Origin of the sequence: Actinoplanes sp. NPDC000266, from assembly GCF_042899005.1 — a bacterium.
Taxonomy (GTDB): domain Bacteria; phylum Actinomycetota; class Actinomycetes; order Mycobacteriales; family Micromonosporaceae; genus Actinoplanes.
Map to the genome: position 1 here is coordinate 37,879 of NZ_JBIAZI010000010.1, position 15,329 is coordinate 53,207.

At 69.1% G+C, this 15,329-nt stretch carries 15 protein-coding genes; 8 read left to right on the forward strand and 7 right to left on the reverse strand.

Annotation, left to right across the window (positions count from 1 at the left end; genetic code table 11):
• Positions 1-44: 44 nt before the first annotated feature.
• The 4 genes from ACFY36_RS35500 (at position 45) to ACFY36_RS35515 (ending at position 5,672) form a co-directional block, all read left to right on the forward strand.
• Positions 45-1,034, forward strand: coding sequence for an endonuclease domain-containing protein (locus ACFY36_RS35500; protein ID WP_499750281.1), 990 nt, complete (start codon positions 45-47; stop codon positions 1,032-1,034).
• Between the two features lie 2 nt (positions 1,035-1,036).
• On the forward strand, positions 1,037-1,672 hold the full coding sequence (locus ACFY36_RS35505) for a hypothetical protein (protein WP_499750282.1): 636 nt from the start codon (positions 1,037-1,039) through the stop codon (positions 1,670-1,672).
• A complete protein-coding gene (locus tag ACFY36_RS35510; protein ID WP_499750283.1) occupies positions 1,672-5,346 on the forward strand; it encodes an ATP-binding protein in 3,675 nt (1,224 codons plus the stop codon). The genes ACFY36_RS35505 and ACFY36_RS35510 overlap by 1 nt, the downstream gene beginning before the upstream one ends.
• A 110-nt stretch (positions 5,347-5,456) precedes the next feature.
• Positions 5,457-5,672 carry a hypothetical protein gene (locus tag ACFY36_RS35515; protein WP_097320188.1) on the forward strand — a complete coding sequence of 72 codons (216 nt, stop codon included), beginning with the start codon at positions 5,457-5,459 and terminating at the stop codon, positions 5,670-5,672.
• Positions 5,673-5,679: 7 nt separating this feature from the next.
• On the opposite strand, the gene ACFY36_RS35520 is transcribed toward ACFY36_RS35515, so the two are convergent.
• The gene (locus tag ACFY36_RS35520) at positions 5,680-6,705 is read right to left on the reverse strand and encodes a glycoside hydrolase family 18 protein (RefSeq protein ID WP_499750284.1); all 1,026 of its coding nucleotides are present in this window, start codon (positions 6,703-6,705) and stop codon (positions 5,680-5,682) included.
• A gap of 163 nt (positions 6,706-6,868) precedes the next feature.
• On the opposite strand from ACFY36_RS35520, the gene ACFY36_RS35525 reads away from it, so the two are divergent.
• Positions 6,869-9,046: a bifunctional polysaccharide deacetylase/glycosyltransferase family 2 protein gene (locus ACFY36_RS35525; protein ID WP_499750285.1), complete on the forward strand. Its 2,178-nt coding sequence runs from the start codon at positions 6,869-6,871 to the stop codon at positions 9,044-9,046.
• Positions 9,047-9,051: 5 nt separating this feature from the next.
• Here the strand turns inward: ACFY36_RS35525 and ACFY36_RS35530 are convergent, their stop codons facing one another.
• The 6 genes from ACFY36_RS35530 to ACFY36_RS35555 form a co-directional block, all read right to left on the reverse strand.
• Positions 9,052-9,750, reverse strand: a complete 699-nt coding sequence (locus tag ACFY36_RS35530; protein ID WP_499750286.1) for a WXG100 family type VII secretion target — start codon at positions 9,748-9,750, stop codon at positions 9,052-9,054.
• On the reverse strand, positions 9,747-10,058 hold the full coding sequence (locus ACFY36_RS35535) for a type VII secretion target (RefSeq protein WP_499750287.1): 312 nt from the start codon (positions 10,056-10,058) through the stop codon (positions 9,747-9,749). Before ACFY36_RS35535 ends, ACFY36_RS35530 begins: the two co-directional genes overlap by 4 nt.
• Positions 10,051-10,434 carry a YbaB/EbfC family nucleoid-associated protein gene (locus ACFY36_RS35540; protein ID WP_499750288.1) on the reverse strand — a complete coding sequence of 128 codons (384 nt, stop codon included), beginning with the start codon at positions 10,432-10,434 and terminating at the stop codon, positions 10,051-10,053. The genes ACFY36_RS35535 and ACFY36_RS35540 overlap by 8 nt, the downstream gene beginning before the upstream one ends.
• 25 nt (positions 10,435-10,459) lie before the next feature.
• A complete protein-coding gene (locus ACFY36_RS35545) occupies positions 10,460-10,816 on the reverse strand; it encodes a hypothetical protein (RefSeq protein ID WP_499750289.1) in 357 nt (118 codons plus the stop codon).
• 3 nt (positions 10,817-10,819) lie between these two features.
• Complete coding sequence (locus tag ACFY36_RS35550; RefSeq protein ID WP_499750290.1) at positions 10,820-11,416, reverse strand: hypothetical protein; 597 nt, start codon at positions 11,414-11,416, stop codon at positions 10,820-10,822.
• A gap of 112 nt (positions 11,417-11,528) precedes the next feature.
• The gene (locus tag ACFY36_RS35555; protein ID WP_499750291.1) at positions 11,529-12,716 is read right to left on the reverse strand and encodes a DUF2786 domain-containing protein; all 1,188 of its coding nucleotides are present in this window, start codon (positions 12,714-12,716) and stop codon (positions 11,529-11,531) included.
• Positions 12,717-12,853: 137 nt separating this feature from the next.
• On the opposite strand from ACFY36_RS35555, the gene ACFY36_RS35560 reads away from it, so the two are divergent.
• From ACFY36_RS35560 to ACFY36_RS35570, 3 genes are read left to right on the forward strand one after another with little or no spacing between them, the layout of a single operon-like run.
• Positions 12,854-13,591: a matrixin family metalloprotease gene (locus tag ACFY36_RS35560; RefSeq protein ID WP_499750292.1), complete on the forward strand. Its 738-nt coding sequence runs from the start codon at positions 12,854-12,856 to the stop codon at positions 13,589-13,591.
• A gap of 21 nt (positions 13,592-13,612) precedes the next feature.
• On the forward strand, positions 13,613-14,503 hold the full coding sequence (locus ACFY36_RS35565; RefSeq protein ID WP_499750293.1) for an NAD-dependent epimerase/dehydratase family protein: 891 nt from the start codon (positions 13,613-13,615) through the stop codon (positions 14,501-14,503).
• Positions 14,504-14,517: 14 nt separating this feature from the next.
• Positions 14,518-15,300: an aldo/keto reductase gene (locus ACFY36_RS35570; protein ID WP_499750294.1), complete on the forward strand. Its 783-nt coding sequence runs from the start codon at positions 14,518-14,520 to the stop codon at positions 15,298-15,300.
• The last annotated feature ends 29 nt before the right edge of the window (positions 15,301-15,329 follow it).

Here is a 15,329-nt window from a genome sequence, read left to right on the forward strand (position 1 = left end):
GCCGGTGGCGTCTGTCCACAGGTTCTTCGTAACCTGGTGCTTCCATGACCACGACCTACCCACTCGACGGCGTTCCGGCCGATCGGGTCGTCGAGGTCCGCGGCGCCCACGCCGGTGACCTCGCCCATGCCCTGGCCGGGCACAGCACCGACCTCGCGGCGGTGGTGACCCGTCCCGGCGCCGGCTGGTCGACCCCACGCGAGTTCGTCGGCGCGATGCTGGACGACCTCGAACGTGTCGCCGCGGAACTGCTCCCCGCGTGGCTGCCGGACGCCTCCGACATCACCCGGGCCGACCTCGGCGGCACGGCCGCGATCCGGATCATGGCCGCGGCCCGAGCATCGCGGGCCCACTACAGCCGATCGTTCCTGACCGACCTGGCCCTTCTCGCCGTGACCGGGCACCGGGACGGCGGCCACGACGTGCCGGTCCGGGCGCGCGTCACCCAGCTCGCCCGTCTGGTCGCGGAAGCCTTCGGGCGCACCCGCTGCGTTCTGCTGGTGCCCGTACCCCCGGACGCGACCCCGGGCCAGCGCGCGGCGATCGTGGCCGGCGGCGAATGGCTCACCCACAACGCCAAGGTCGGTGTCTGGCTGCTGGGCCGGCCGGGTCTCGACGCGGGCCGGGTGCCGGTCGCGACGGTGGACGGCCTGCCCTCCGGGCGCTCGGCCCCGATCGGCAAGCCCCACCCGGCCAGCGCGGTCGAGTCCGCTCTGGAGGCCGCGCTCGCCGGGGAGAGCTGGGCCGCCGGACGGCACTGGAACCACACCTATCGATCGACACCGCTCAGTCCGCCGATCCGGCTCGACCTCGTCTGGCCCGGCGAGCGGTGCGTCGTCGAGCTGGACGGCCCGGAGCACTGCCACCCAGTGCGCTTCGAGGCCGATCGGCGGCGCGACGTCCAGTTGCAACTCGACGGCTACGCCGTCCTCCGGTTCACCAACGCACGGGTCGTCCACGACGTGGGCGCGGTCGTGCATCAGATCGGCACCTACCTCCAGGGCCGGCGTCGCGAAACAGTGGAAGGACCATGACCATGGCCGGCGAAGACCTCACCCCCGCCGAGAACGCCATCCTGATCGTTCTCATGGCGGAGGCCCGGGAGATCCTCAACACCGAGCTCAAAGCGGTGTACGGCCTCGACGTCGGCAAGCCGAGCCGGGACAAGCTCGGCCGCAAGCAGTACGTGGCCAGCCGCAAGAGCGGGCGCACTTATGCGCTGCAACTCGACGACAAGGGTTGGGTGCACGTCCAGGACGAGCTGAACTTCCGGTCGAACGGCTCGACGGCCCAGGCCGCCGCGATATCCGCCGTCCTGGCCGGTCTGCGTGATCGCGTGCTCGACCGGAGCGGCTGCACGTCGTTCGCCGAGCTCTTCGCGCTGAGCGACCTGCGCGGTCCCGCGGCCGCCCCCGACCTGCGGCCCCGGATCATCGGCGTCTACGACGCCCTCAAGGACGAGCCCCAGGGCTGGGTCAGCCTCACCCGCCTGCGGTTGTGCTTCGCCGACGTGCCGCGTGCGGCCCTCGATGAGGCTCTTCGCCAGGTCAGTCGCGAGCCCGGCGTCACCCTCGCCCCGCAGTCGAACCAGAAGGTGCTGACCGCGGCGGATCGTGACGCCGCCCTCCACATCGGTGGTCAGGACAAGCACGTTCTGTCGATCGGTGCGTGATGGAGGAGCGGGAGCGCGCCGCCCTGGCCGCGCTGAGGTTCAACTGGGCGCCCGTTCCCGATGACGTCTGGCGGCCCATGCCGTTCCACGTCGACGGCCTGCACACGACGGTGGCCCGCGATGTGCTCGACGGTGTGGCGGACGCCCGGGCCAGCGACGGCGGAAGCCCGATCGGCCTCGTGGTGCAGGGACAACGCGGCTCCGGGAAGACACATCTGCTCGGCTGGGTCCGTCAGCAGGTGCAGGACCAGGAGGGCTACTTCTTCCTCGTCGGGCTCCTCGACGCGGCCGGCTTCTGGGACAGCGTGCTGGCCGCCATGCTGGACGGGCTTTCCCGTACGGTCCCCGGCCGCACCGAGACGCAGCTGGTGCTCCTGCTGCGGCGGCTGTCGGCGATGGTCGGCGCCCCGCGCAAGGCGCGCCGGGCCGTCATGGGCGAGACCGAGCTGACCCGGCCCTCGCTGGACGCGTTCATCGAAGGCCTGGGCGAGTTCGACCGGCAGGTCGCGCGGGCCAGTCAGGACACCGCCCGGGCGCTCGCGCTCAGCGCGTCCGAGGACGTCGGTCATCGGGATCTCGCCGAGAACTACTTCCTCTCCGGCGAGGAATCCGAGCCGGGCGAGCGCGCCGAGTGGGGCATGCGCCGGGCGCCGCGGCGCGCCCAGCAGATCGTGCAGGACCTGTCGTGGCTCCTGGCGCTGACCGGCCCGTCGGTCATCGCCATCGACCAGATCGACACGATCATCGCGCAGAGCTCGATCGCCGCCGGATCCCGCCTGACCGAGGCGGCGCGGGTCAGCCCGGAGCAGGCTCTCATGCTGAGCCAGATCGCGGACGGCCTGATGGCGCTGCGCCAGATGACCCGCCGCACGCTCACCGTCGTGGCCTGCATCCCGGACTCGTGGGCAACCATCAGGACGATGGCCTCGGACACGGTCGGCGACCGGTTCCGGCTGGCGCCGAAACTAGAGGTCATCAAGGACGACGTCCTGGCCCGGGCGATCATCGAGAAGAGGTTCGCGGTCCGCTACGGGGAGATGGGGTTCGTTCCGCCCTACCCGTCCTGGCCGGTGCGGCCGGAGGCCTTCACCTCGGCCGGCGACTACACGCCGAGGCAGCTGCTCATCGAGATCGACACGCACATCCGCGCGTGCATCGCGGCGGAGGAGATCAGGGAACTCGACCACCTCGGCGTACCTCCGGCCGTGGAAGCCCCCGAGCCGCGCCCGGTGGCGACCGGTGAGATGGAGAGGTTCGACGCCCGCTTCGCCGAACTGAAGAAGACGGCGGACGTCGTCACCCCGCTCGAGAAGACGGGCGAGGACGGCACCGTGCCGGAGCTGCTGGCGGCCGGGCTCACGGCCTGGATCATCGAACGGGGCGACGCCGGCGAGGCGTTCTCCGTCGACTCGCCGCCGAGTACCAACCCGCCCCTGCACGCCCGGATCAGGCTAACGCTGAACGAAAGCACCGAGGACCAGGTCCACTGGTGCTTCCGGGCGGTGAGCGCCGGGCATCACGGCAACGCGGCGCTGTCCCGGCTGCGCAAGGCGGCGATGGCGACCGGCCTCGACAGCCGGGTACCCAAGCGCAAGCTGTTCCTGCTGCGCAACGGCGGCTGGTCCGGCCCGGCGACGATGCGGGCCCTCGACAGCTTCCACGCGGAGGGCGGCCGAATCCTCACCGTGGACGACGAGGACCTGCGAGTGCTGTCCGCCCTGCGGATCATGCTGGCCGAGGAGAGCATCGACCTGCAGTCCTGGCTGACCGCCCGCCGCCCGGCCAGTGCCATCGGGCTGATAAATGAGGCTTTGTCCGATGCGGACGGCTGGCGCCAGGACGGGGCTCCGGCCTCCCGGCCCGCACCCGCACCCGCGCCTGCCCGCGCCTCCGCGCCCGCGCCCGCCTCCGGTCTCGCGCCTGCCTCCGGTCTCGCGCCTGCCTCCGGTCTCGCGCCTGCCTCCGGTCTCGCGCCTGCCCGCGCCTCCGTACCTGCCCCTGCCGCCGCCTCTGCGCCCGCGCCTGCCCGCGCTTCCGGTCCCGCTCCTGCCTCCGGTCCCGCGCCTACCCGCGCTCCCGCGCCTGCCCACGCCTCCGCGCCCGCGCATGTCCCTTCCCGGGCCTCCGCGCCCGCGCCTGCCCCTTCCCGGGCCTCCGCGCCCGCGCCTGCCCCTTCCCGGGCCTCCGCGCCCGCGCCTGCCCAGGTCCCGCTGGCGCCCGATTTGTCCTCCCCGACGGCGGCGACGTCTCCTTCGGCGCCCGATTCGTCCCCGCGGGTGGCCGCGTCACCCTCGTCAACGGCCGCGTCGTCTTTGGCGGCGGCCACGTCGTCTTTGTCAGCGTCCGATTCGTCCCCGTGGGCGGGAGCGTTCTCCTCGGCGTCGTCTTCGCCGGCGCCTGATCCGCTCCCGTCGCCGCCCGCTTTGTCCAGCTTGGGGCCGCGCGATTCCTTCATCATCGGACACGGTTACGACTCACAGGCGCCGGCGCGACTCGGGCTGACGTCGCTCCGTAAGCACATGACCATCTTCGCGGGTTCCGGATCGGGTAAAACCGTCCTTATCCGCCGGATCGTCGAGGAATGCGCCCTGCAAGGCGTCTCCAGCATCGTCCTCGATCCGAACAACGACCTGGCCCGGCTCGGCGAAGGCTGGCCGGAACCACCACCGCAGTGGCGGGCGGACGACCCGGCCAAAGCGGCCGACTATCTGACCAATACGGACATCGTCGTCTGGACGCCGCGGCGCATGTCGGGCCGTCCTCTCAGCTTCCAGCCCCTGCCCGATTTCCGCGGTGTGCTGGACGATCCGGACGAGTTCGACGAGGCTGTCGACGCCGCGGTCGCCTCGCTCGCCCCTCGGGCCATGGTGGCCGGGCGCGCCCCGAAAGCTCATCTGGGACTCGCCGTTCTCCGCAAGGCGGTCGAGTATTACGGCCGTCGCGGCGGCACCCGGATCAAAGGGCTGATCGACACTTTGTACGCCTTCCCGGACGGGATCATCGACCTCGACGGCGCCGACAAGATCGCGCTCGGCCTGGCCCAGACCTTGACCGCGGCCATGGTCAACGACCCGTTGTTCGGCGGCGAGGGCACACCGATGGACCCGGGCACCCTGCTCACGCCCGAGCACGGCAAACGGGCCCGGGTCTCGGTCATCAGCCTGATCGGGTTGCCGTCGGACGAGGCGCGGCAGAGTTTCGTCAACCAGCTGCAGATGGCCCTGTTCGCCTGGATCAAGCGGAATCCCGCGGGTGACCGGCCGCTTCTCGGCCTTCTCGTGATGGACGAGGCGCAGACCTTCGCGCCGTCCGGGGCCATGACGGCGTGTACCCAGAGCACGCTGGCCCTGGCCGCCCAGGCCCGCAAGTACGGCCTCGGACTGATCTTCGCCACCCAGGCGCCGAAGGGTCTGCACAACCGGATCCCCGGCAACGCGGCCACGCAGCTCTACGGCCTGCTGAACAGCCCGATCCAGATCGAGGCGGCCCGGGACATGGCGAAGGCCAAGGGCGGCGACGTGCCGGATGTCTCCCGGCTGACCGTGGGCGAGTTCTATCTGGCCGCGGAGGGTCAGGCCCCCGCGAAGATCCGGACGCCGCTGTCGTTGAGCCACCACCCGCACAGCCCGCTGACCGTCGAAGAGGTGCTCCGGGTAGCCCGCCGAGCTGGGTAGACACAGAGGTTTCGAGGATCAGACATAGGTTCCCCGTAGAAACGGCTCCTACTTTGCTGGGCGATGGCGGGTCCGCTGAGACCCGCCCGCGCTCGGAGGGAACCACAATCATGATCTACGCCTCGGCACGGCTGCACGAGAACGACGGCGCCAAGGTTTTCGTCGACGCGACCGGCCGGCGCAAGAGGCTTTTGGTGATGTCGGGCGTGGCGGCGGCGCTGGCCGCCGTGGTCTACATCGGCGTGGTGGCGATGAGCGTCGTGCAGGCGCCGTCGGCCGACCTGCCGACCAAGGGGACGATCTCCACGCCCGCCTCCGAACGCTGACAGGGTGTCACTTCCCGTAGCCGGAGAACAGGGACGTGAAGGCGTAGTCGCTCTGGGTGATACCGCTGCACGTACCGCTCAGGCTGCCCGATGCGCAGTTGCCGTTGTCGCGGTTGATCGACCAGAACCTGATGAACGCCAGGTTCTTCTGTTCGGCGTACGTCAGCAAGGTCTTGGCATTGGCGACCGTCGTGACCGGGCCGGTGTCGTTGACCCCGATCATCGGGGTGATGCCGAGCATCGCGTAGAGCTGGGCGCTGGTCCGGCCGGTCCAGATCGCCTTCAGGTCGGTGTGCACGGCCTCCGTAGCGGCGATCATCGCGGCGCCCCAGCCGCCGCTCGCGTCGAAATTCATGATCATCGGGTTGACGGTGACCTCGACGCCGGCGTTCTTGACGCTGCGCAGCAGGGCGATGCTCGTGGCGGTCAGCCCGACGGTCATGCCGCCGACCGGCACGGTGAGGCTGATCGCGGTGCCGCGCGCGGCCTGCAATGTGGCGAGTGCCTTGGCCACGGTCTCGGGTGCGACCGTCTGCTCGATGTCGACGTCGAGGGCGTTGCTCCCGGTGGCATTCAGAGCTTGGGTGTACGCCTTCGCGAGCTGGGCCGAGGTGCAGACGCTCTCGAGATACGTGCCGGTGGCGCCTCCGCTGGAGACGACGACCTTGCCGCCGAGCGTGGCGATCTTTTTGACCTGCGCCTGGACGGTGCTGTCGGTCAGCGCCTTCGTGCCGCCCCAGGTGGGAGAGCACGACGTCGTGCTCTTGGCCAGGATGAAGGCCAGCGAAAAATCAGTCATTCCGGTCTTGGCGGAAATCTTGCTGATGTCGGTGGTTCCGCTGGTGACGTCGATGTACGGCGCCACGGCCGGAGTCTTCTTCTCGACGGCGGCCGTGGGCGAGGCGCTGGTCGCGATCGCTGTGGTCGCGTGGGGGAGAGGGCTGGCGTCGGCCGCGTCGCTCGCCTTGCAGCCGGCGGCGAGCATCAGCGCGGCCGCCGTGAGGCAGACCATCGAGCGGCGTTTCGGATTCATGCCCGAGATCTTGGCATTTATCCCTGTGATCGATGCCTAACTATCAGCATTAAGGCGGTTAAATCGGACGTCCTTTGTGGGTTCTTTTTAGCCGCGAATCGGACGGAGAGCGTACGTAAGCAATCGCTTTTTGCGGTTTAAATCACAATTTGAAGGGTTGGTCGTGACCGTCTACACCTCGAGGAAGCCGCCACCGCCGGCCGAGAAGCCGGCGCCGGAGCCGGCGACAGCCAGACGCCGCCTCCGCGTGCCGGAGCCGCGCTGGATCGTCTTCGCCGTGGTGGTGAGCCTGTTCGCCAGCATGCTGCTGGTCAACGGCCTGGTGACGGGCGAGTTCACCCAGGACGGCGCGGCCGAGTCCACCGCCGAGACCGACAAGGTGCCGAAGGCGGCCCTCGACGGCGGCCCGATCATCCAGACCGACGGCACCACCACCAAGACGGTCAGCACCCCCAGCAAGCAGATCGTGCTGACCTTCGACGACGGCCCCGACCCGGAGTACACCCCGGAGATCCTCAAGGTGCTGGCCCAGTACCACGTGCCCGGCACGTTCTTCATGATCGGCTCGGAGATCGCCAAGTACCCCGGCCTCGTACGCCAGGTGAAGGACGAGGGCCACGAGATCGGCATCCACACGTTCACCCATCCGGAGATGTCCACCAAGAACGAGTGGCGTCGCACCGTCGAGATGCGGGAGACGCAGCTCGCCCTGGCCGGCGCGGCCGGCGTCTCCAGCGTGATCTTCCGGCCGCCGTACTCGTCGACCGTCGACGCGCTCGACAACACCAACTGGACCGTCATCCAGGACATGGGGGAGCGCGGCTACCTCACCGTCGTCAACAACCTCGACAGCCGCGACTGGGAACCCTCGGTCAGCATCGACGACATCATCAAGGCGGTCACCCCCGAGGACGACGACGGCGCCATCCTGCTGTTCCACGACGGCGGAGGCGACCGGTCCCGTACGGCGTCGGCCCTGTCCACGGTCATCCCCGAGCTCCTGAAGAAGGGCTACAGCTTCACCACGGTCGCCGACGTGACCGGCATGTCGACGGTCAACCCGGCCGCGTCGGCCGACTCGCGGATCCTCGGCGGCGGCATCGTCCTGGCCGTGCTGATCGCCCAGCTCGTCACCCATTGGTTCACCTGGCTGCTGGTGGCTTTCGGCGTGCTGACGATCGCCCGGCTCGCGCTCATGCTGATCCTGGGCCGCCGCCACGCCCGCCGTCATCGGCGCTCCCGCCAGATCCGGTATGAGAAACCGGTGACGGTGGTCGTGCCCGCGTACAACGAAAAGGAATGCATTGCCGACACCGTCCGATCGCTGGCCGCCAGCACCTATCCGATCCGCGTCATAGTGGTGGACGACGGCTCGACGGATGGCACGGCCGAAATCGCCGATTCCCTGGGCTTCAAGAATGTGACGGTGATCTGGCAACCCAACGCGGGAAAGCCGGCCGCCCTGAACACCGGGATAGCCGCCGCGACGACCGAAGTCGTGGTGATGATGGACGGCGACACCGTCTTCGAGCCGGACACGGTACGTCACCTCGTGCAGCCCTTCGCCGACAAGTCGATCGGCGCCGTGGCCGGCAACGCGAAGGTCGCCAACCGCAAGGGCATGATCGCCCGCTGGCAGCACATCGAATACGTGGTCGGTTTCAGCATCGACCGCCGCGCCTACGACGAGATGCGCTGCATGGCCACGGTCCCCGGGGCGATCGGAGCGTTCCGCCGCACGGCCCTGTCCCAGGTGAACGGTCTCAGCGACGACACGCTGGCCGAGGACACGGACCTGACGATCGCCATCATCCGGGCGGGCTGGCGCGTGGTCTACGAGGAGAACGCCCGAGCCTGGACGGAGGCCCCGACAACGATCCGCCAGCTGTGGCGCCAGCGTTACCGCTGGAGCTACGGCACGATGCAGGCGATGTGGAAGCACCGCCGGGCCTTGATCGAACGGGGCCCCGGCGGAAAGTTCGGCCGCCGGGGCCTGATCAACCTGGCCCTCTTCCAGACCTTGATGCCCCTGCTGTCCCCGCTGATCGACGTCTTCCTGATCTACGGCCTGATCTTCCTGGATCCGCTCGAAACACTGATCGCCTGGTTCGCGATGCTGGGCATCCAGCTGGCCAGCACGGCGTACGCCTTCCGCCTGGACCGAGAGTCCCTGAAACCGATGTGGGCCGTCCCGCTGCAGCAGTTCGTCTACCGCCAGCTCATGTACCTGGTCCTGATCCAGTCCACATTGGCCGCCCTGGGCGGTATCCGCCTCGGCTGGCAGAAACTGCAGAGGGCGGGAGGCTTGAGCGCTCTGCTGGGAACCCGCTCGAAAGCGTGACGCTGTCAGCCCTGCATGAGGCGGGTCAGGTTGGTGAGGCTGGTGATGAGGGCGGTGGTGTAGCCGAGGATGCGGCCGGCCCATTTGACGACGGCCGAGGCGATCTGGGCGGCGACGATCGGGATGGTGATGACCAGGAGCGCCTCGGCGGCCCAGACGATGACGCGGGCCACCAGGTCGGCGATGAGGTCGCGGACGATGTCGCGGGTGAAGGTGACCAGGTTGCCGGCGGCCTCGGTGGCCGAGGACATGGTGGCGGCGAGGACGCTGAGTCCGCCCAGGGCGTCGACGTTGTTGGCCATCAGGGACTGGTATGTGGTGGCGGCCGGACCCTGCCAGTCGGGAAGATCGGCGGCCAGATGCCCTTGGAGGTCGGCGGACATCGACTGAAGCTCGCCGGAGATGTTCTGCCAGGTGGCGGCGTGGGAGGCGACACGGTCGGGAATGCCGGCGAGCTTGTCGAGAACCTCGCGCAGCGGCTCGAAATACTCCATGGCCCATCCGAGCCCGTTGGCCAGCAGCGAACTGAAGGGGTCGAGCACGGTGGCGGTGGCCTCGAGGGCGAAGGCGCCCCCGGCGAGGGCGCCGTCGACCCAGTTGCGGCTGCTCACGGACTGGTGCAGCCCTTGAAAGCTGTCGACGAGGGAGGCGCCGGTGGTGCTGCCGCCCGGGTTGATGACGTTGGCGACCAGCGAGGAGCTCACAGGTTGCCCGCCTTCCGCAGACGCTGGGCGGCCGCGTCATCGACCTGCTCGTAGCCGGCGCCGGTCTGCCGCAGAGCATCACCGGCGAGCCGCAGATTCTCCTCGACGTACGCGATGAGCTGGTCCTGCCGCACGTGCCGCGACTCCAGGATCCCGGAGATCCAGCCACAGAGCAGCCCGTACGCGGCGTCGTCCTGAGTGATGGCGGAGCTGGCCGCTTTGACAGCGGAGAACCGCTCCTGCACAGCGTCAATCTTGGCGGCGTGCGCCCGGATCTGCGCGGCGTCAACCGAGAACCCGTCAGCCATGCTGTTCCAGCCGTTCGCCGATGACCCGCCCGGCAAGGGAGTCGGCCCCCACGGTGTCCACGATGATCGCCTGGGTCCGCCGGCCGGCCTCGTGCCGAGCCTCGCGCAGAGCAGCCATGACGGCCCGCCCGACAACATCCGGCGCAACCCGCTGAATCCGATCGGTGAAGCGAATATCCCGCAACACCCCAGAGGCATCAACGGTGATTTCGACCAGATCATTGCCATCACGCCCGGCGGCGCGCAGTTCACCGAGCCGCTCACTCAGAGCTTGAGCGTTGACAGCATTCTGATCGACGCGCTGCTTCCAGTCCCGAAGATAGGCGCGCGAGCCGTCGGGCGTGAGAAAGTCACTTTCACCGAGAGCGCCAGTCATGCCTATGGATGCTAGGAGGCGAGCGCTACCCCTTGGCAGCAGCGATCACCGAGCGAAGAGTCTCGAGGAGCCGGCGGAGGTAGACATCGGCCGAGGCGTCCGTCGGGTCGTCCAGACCACGGTTCCCGTCACCGGCGACGAGGCGGAGGAGCGTTCCCTCGGGCTGAGGCTCGGAAAGGATGGTTTCCAAGGCGACCTGGTATTGCTCGAGGAAGAGGGTGTTGGTCTCCGCCGTGTCCTGGAGCTCTTCACGGACCTCTTCGAAGCTGTCCGCGTCGTGGACGTAGCTGTGCAGCAGTGCGCGCACCTTGTCGATGGGCGAAAGCGCCGACCGCTCCGCGATGCGCGCGCGAAGCGACTCGGGCAGGCCTGACGTGTCCATGATTCAAGACCCTAGCGCCGCCGGGTAGGCGGTGAGGAGGTAAGGCTGTGCCGGATCGGCGTCCTTCACGAGCTTTATGCGGATCCTGACGAGACTGGTCGTGATGTACTCGGCCTGACGTGGGCCGACGCCATACATGCCGTTGTTGTAGTAACCCTCGCCGATCCGATGACCCGCGTTGAACAAGCCGTCGTGAGATTCCTCCAATGCCAGGTCGTCGCGGATGCGCGACCAGTTCTGCTGGATGTAGCCGTTGATCTCTCGATGCATGGTCGAGGGATCGGTCCATCTGAGAGAGGCGTTGACGGCGTCGTTCCATTCGCCATCCCCATAGATACGCCCCTCGACGGTCTTCGGTCCGAGGTGCCGTTGGAGAGGGATGTCCGGCCCGTGATGATCGAGTGTGTGAGCACGCCGATGCGCGGCTTCGTTCTCGGCGATGTTGAACCGTGGTGGCTCGTCTCCCAGTTGCTCGTAGCGCCTCATGACCGCGGCCATCTCGACGTCGCCCGCGGTCGGCGCGGGCCGCGGAGCCGAATGGGCGGTGCCCGGTCGGCCGGCGCCGGCGACCATCGCCACGGTGTCGTGGGCGTCGTCCACGTTGGTCGGGACTCTGGGCCTTGGTGGGCGTGGAGGACCGCTGTCGCCTTCGTGGGGCCTTGGCCTGGCGGTCATGGCTCTCGACGCTAACAAGGGAAGTCCATCTATGTCGTCAGCGGTTCGTCACCTCCTGGCGGGCGTGCAAGGCTGCTCGGTCGGCGGCTGCTCGGCCTGACAGCCAGCCGGCTCTGTTGCTTACCGTTGTTGTTCTGTGGGTTACGTGGGGGAACTGCTTGTCGAGCTCCTCGTCGACCTCGTCGTCCCGGGCGGCCAGCACCGGCAGCAAGTCGGCCGCGGGGGTCACCTCCTGGACGGCCGCGGTCAGGCGTTCGCCTATGCGGGAGGCGTATGCCGTCAGGAACGACTGGCGGAAGGATCTCGCGCTTGATCTCTCGTGGGTCATCGCCCTGGTCGCCTGCACCAGCAGGGAGGTGAAGAGGATCTCGGTGGTGTTCAGGTCGGTGGGGAAGCCGATCAAGGTGGAGAAGCCGAATCTCTTCGTCCACACCGCTCGGCAGCTGTTGGCCTCGGCGACCACCTGGAGGAGCAGGGTCTTCGGGGCCTCGTACGGGCTGTCGACCGCCACCCTCAAGCTGGCCGGCCGGTCACGACGGCCCGTCTTCACCGTCAGCAGGGCGTGGTCGATGCGGTGGCGGGCCATCAGCTCCTGCGCCTTCGCCGTGCACGCCTCGGCCTCCTCGGGGAAGTCGGTCGACTCGGCCTTGGCCAGCAGGGCGCGCACCTTGAGCAGCGTGCGCTGGTCGAGATCGGCCGTCTCCGTGAAGGAAGACGGCGCGCCGGGCGGCGGGATGATCTGCTCGATCGCGGGCAGGGAGTCGAGCAGGCAGAGGGCCTCGACCACCGTGACGATCGCGGTCAGGCGGGGGAGGCTTTCGCGCTCGGCCCATGCCGTCAGATAAAGGTCGTCGTGTTCCCACCACACCGTGGCGCCCAGGTCGGCGATCTGTGCCTGCCACCGGTGGTCGGTGGTGGCGGCCGCGTGGGCGCGCATCTCGGCCGCCATGGCGTCGCCCATCAGCTTGGCGTGGCGCGCCGACTGGTCGCGGCGGGCGCACCGGGCCAGCTCGGCCGGCTGCCATCCCTGTCGCCAGCAGCGTCGGACGGCGCCTAGCAGGGCCGTGAGCAGGGCGCGGTTGACCTCCTGCTCGCCGAGGGGGCCGGTCAGCAGCATGAGGCTGTCTTCGAGCTCGTGCAGCCGGCCGCCCCGGGCGGCCTGTACCGCCTGGTCGACGGTCTCGTCGGCCAACTGCGGGCGTGTTTCATCACTGTTTCTGCGCATTTGACCTCCGTTCGATCGACCGACAGTACCGAAGGCGCGGAAGATCGTGCGGGGGCTGTGGATAACTACCGAACGGCAACTCGGATCGGGGCGCGGGCTGCCGATCTTCGGGGTCCGCAAGAGAATCGGAGTCCCCCATGCCCCGCTGGTCCCGTGCCGCCTTCGCCGTCGTCGCCGCCCTGCCCTTGATCATCATGCAGCCGGGCGTCGCGCAGGCCGCGGGCAACGCGAAGGCCTACAAACTGCTCAGCCAGACCGACGGCAAAGGGCCGGTCGCCCGCTGGAATCCGTGCTCAGGCCCCATCGATTACCGCGTCAATCTGACCCGCGCCCCGCAGAATTCCCTGCCCGAGGTCAAGACAGCATTCGCCAACGTCGCCAAGGCGACGGGCCTGACTTTCCGGTACGCGGGGACGACGGCGGCCATCCCCTCGGCCAACAAGGGCTACAGCGGCGTCTATCCGTCCGGCACCGAGATCGTGATCGCCTGGGTCACCCCGGGCGTGCACAGCAGCATGCTCGGAAAGACCACGACCACGGCCGGAATGGGCGGCTACATGGCCCGCGGCGCCTTTACCGCGTCCGGCGCCCAGGCATGGAGCATGACCGAGGGCCGGGTCGTTCTCAATGCCACCCTCACCAAGAAGATGGCGCGCGGTTTCGCGGCCGGAAAGGGCGGCACCACCGGCCAGTTGCTGATGCACGAGATCGGTCACGCGGTCGGTCTCGACCACCCGAAGATCAGCGACAAGTACGAGATCATGTACCCGATGCTGACCACCAAGAAGGCCACCTGGGGCGCCGGCGACCTGGTCGGCCTGCGGCTGGTCGGCAAGAGCGCCGGCTGCCTGTACGCGGTCAACCCGAAGGCTTGACGGGCGCGCGACGATGCGTACGTGCGAATTCTCGTCGTCGGTGGAAGCGGCCTGATCGGTGCCCAAGTCGTGGAGGTGCTGCGCGAGCGCGGGCACAAGGCGATAACGGCCGCGCGGAGTCCGCGCCCCGGCGTCGACCACGCCTTCGATGTCAAGAGCGGGGATCCGCGGCCCATTCTGTCCGGTTGCGACGGCGTCGTCCTGGCCACGCGCACCGACGAGCAGAAACCGTTGCCCCAGCCGATCTACCCCGCCTTTCGGCGGGACATGATCGACCCGGTCGTACGCCTTTTCGCCGCGGCCCGGGAAGAGGGCCTCACCCGGGGCGCCCTCATGGGTTCGTACTACACGTATTTCGACCGCCTGCATCCACAATGGCGGTTGACCGAGCACCACACGTACATCCGCTGTCGCCGGGAACAGGCACATGAGGGCCGCGCCGCCGCCGGCCCGGATCTGCCGGTAGCCGTACTGGAACTGCCTTTCGTCTTCGGCCGATCCGGCGACCGCCTCCCGAACTGGTCGGGCCCTCTCGGCAAATGGGCCCGCTCACGGTTCCCTCTCGTGGCGCCGCCCGGAGGCACCGCCGTCACCACCGCCCGGCATGTGGCCGAGACGACCGTGGACGCCCTCGAGAACCGCAGCGGCGACGACATCCCGGTCGCCGATCAGAACCTGACGTGGGCCGAGATGATCGCCCGCATAGCCGGCCCGGCGCGCCAGGTGCGACCGCTCCCGGCCGCCGTCGTGCGAGCGGCCCTGAGCGCCGGCGGCGCCCTCCAGAGGGCGACCCGCAAACAGTCCGGCGTCGACCCCTCGCACGCCGCGGCCCTGCTGCTCACCGACCTCTTCGTCGAGCCGCCCACCGGCCGCCCGGTCGACGAGGCGATCCGCGAGTCCTTCCCGCGATGAGCGCGATGAGCGCGATGAGCACGATGAAACGGCGTATCGGCTTCGGCGCCATGCACCTGCCGACGGCACCGGCGGCGGCCCGCGAGTCCGCCCTCGCCGTGGCCCGCCGGGCGGTCGAGCTGGGCGTCACGCTGATCGACACCGCGTATCTGTACGGCGGCGGCGCCAACGAGGAGTTGCTCGCCGAGGCCCTCCACCCCTATCCGCAGGGCCTGGTCATCACGACCAAGGTCGGCGTCGAACGATCCGGCCCGGACGGCGAGTGGCGGCTCGACGGCCGCCCGTCCGTCCTGCGGGACCAGGTCGACCGGGCGCTGCGGCGGTTGCGGGTGGAACGGATCGACCTGCTCCAGCTCCATCGGATCGACCCCGAGATGCCACTGGCCGACCAGGTCGGCACCCTGCGCGATCTTCGGAACGAGGGCAAGATCGGCCGGATCGGGCTGTCCGAGGTGACCGTCGACGAGCTTGCTCAGGCCCGGGGGATCGTCGAGGTGGCCAGCGTGCAGAACCGGTACAACCTGCTCGACCGCGAGCACGAACCGGTGCTCGCCGCCTGCGAGCGAGACGGCATCGCGTTCCTGCCGTGGCGGCCCGTGGCGGCGGGGACGTCGGGCCAGAACGATCGGATCGCCGCCGTCGCGGCCGAGATCGGCGCCACCGCGACCCAGGTCGCGCTCGCGTGGCTGTTGCGCCGGTCGCCGGTCATGGTTCCGATTCCCGGCACCGCGAGCATCGCCCACCTGGAGGAGAACCTCGCCGCGGAAGGGCTTCGGCTGCCCGCCGGCTTCGATTAGGCGAGCGGGCAGGCCGGATGGCCTGCCCG

What these genes read in the sequence shown, in the direction of transcription:
- ACFY36_RS35500 (WP_499750281.1), top strand. Translation starts at nt 45, where the DNA reads ATGACCACGACCTACCCACTCGACGGCGTTCCGGCCGATCGGGTCGTC.
- ACFY36_RS35505 (WP_499750282.1), top strand. Translation starts at nt 1,037, where the DNA reads ATGGCCGGCGAAGACCTCACCCCCGCCGAGAACGCCATCCTGATCGTT.
- ACFY36_RS35510 (WP_499750283.1), top strand. Translation starts at nt 1,672, where the DNA reads ATGGAGGAGCGGGAGCGCGCCGCCCTGGCCGCGCTGAGGTTCAACTGG.
- ACFY36_RS35515 (WP_097320188.1), top strand. Translation starts at nt 5,457, where the DNA reads ATGATCTACGCCTCGGCACGGCTGCACGAGAACGACGGCGCCAAGGTT.
- ACFY36_RS35520 (WP_499750284.1), bottom strand. Translation starts at nt 6,705, where the DNA reads ATGAATCCGAAACGCCGCTCGATGGTCTGCCTCACGGCGGCCGCGCTG.
- ACFY36_RS35535 (WP_499750287.1), bottom strand. Translation starts at nt 10,058, where the DNA reads ATGGCTGACGGGTTCTCGGTTGACGCCGCGCAGATCCGGGCGCACGCC.
- ACFY36_RS35540 (WP_499750288.1), bottom strand. Translation starts at nt 10,434, where the DNA reads ATGACTGGCGCTCTCGGTGAAAGTGACTTTCTCACGCCCGACGGCTCG.
- ACFY36_RS35545 (WP_499750289.1), bottom strand. Translation starts at nt 10,816, where the DNA reads ATGGACACGTCAGGCCTGCCCGAGTCGCTTCGCGCGCGCATCGCGGAG.
- ACFY36_RS35555 (WP_499750291.1), bottom strand. Translation starts at nt 12,716, where the DNA reads ATGCGCAGAAACAGTGATGAAACACGCCCGCAGTTGGCCGACGAGACC.
- ACFY36_RS35560 (WP_499750292.1), top strand. Translation starts at nt 12,854, where the DNA reads ATGCCCCGCTGGTCCCGTGCCGCCTTCGCCGTCGTCGCCGCCCTGCCC.
- ACFY36_RS35570 (WP_499750294.1), top strand. Translation starts at nt 14,518, where the DNA reads ATGAGCACGATGAAACGGCGTATCGGCTTCGGCGCCATGCACCTGCCG.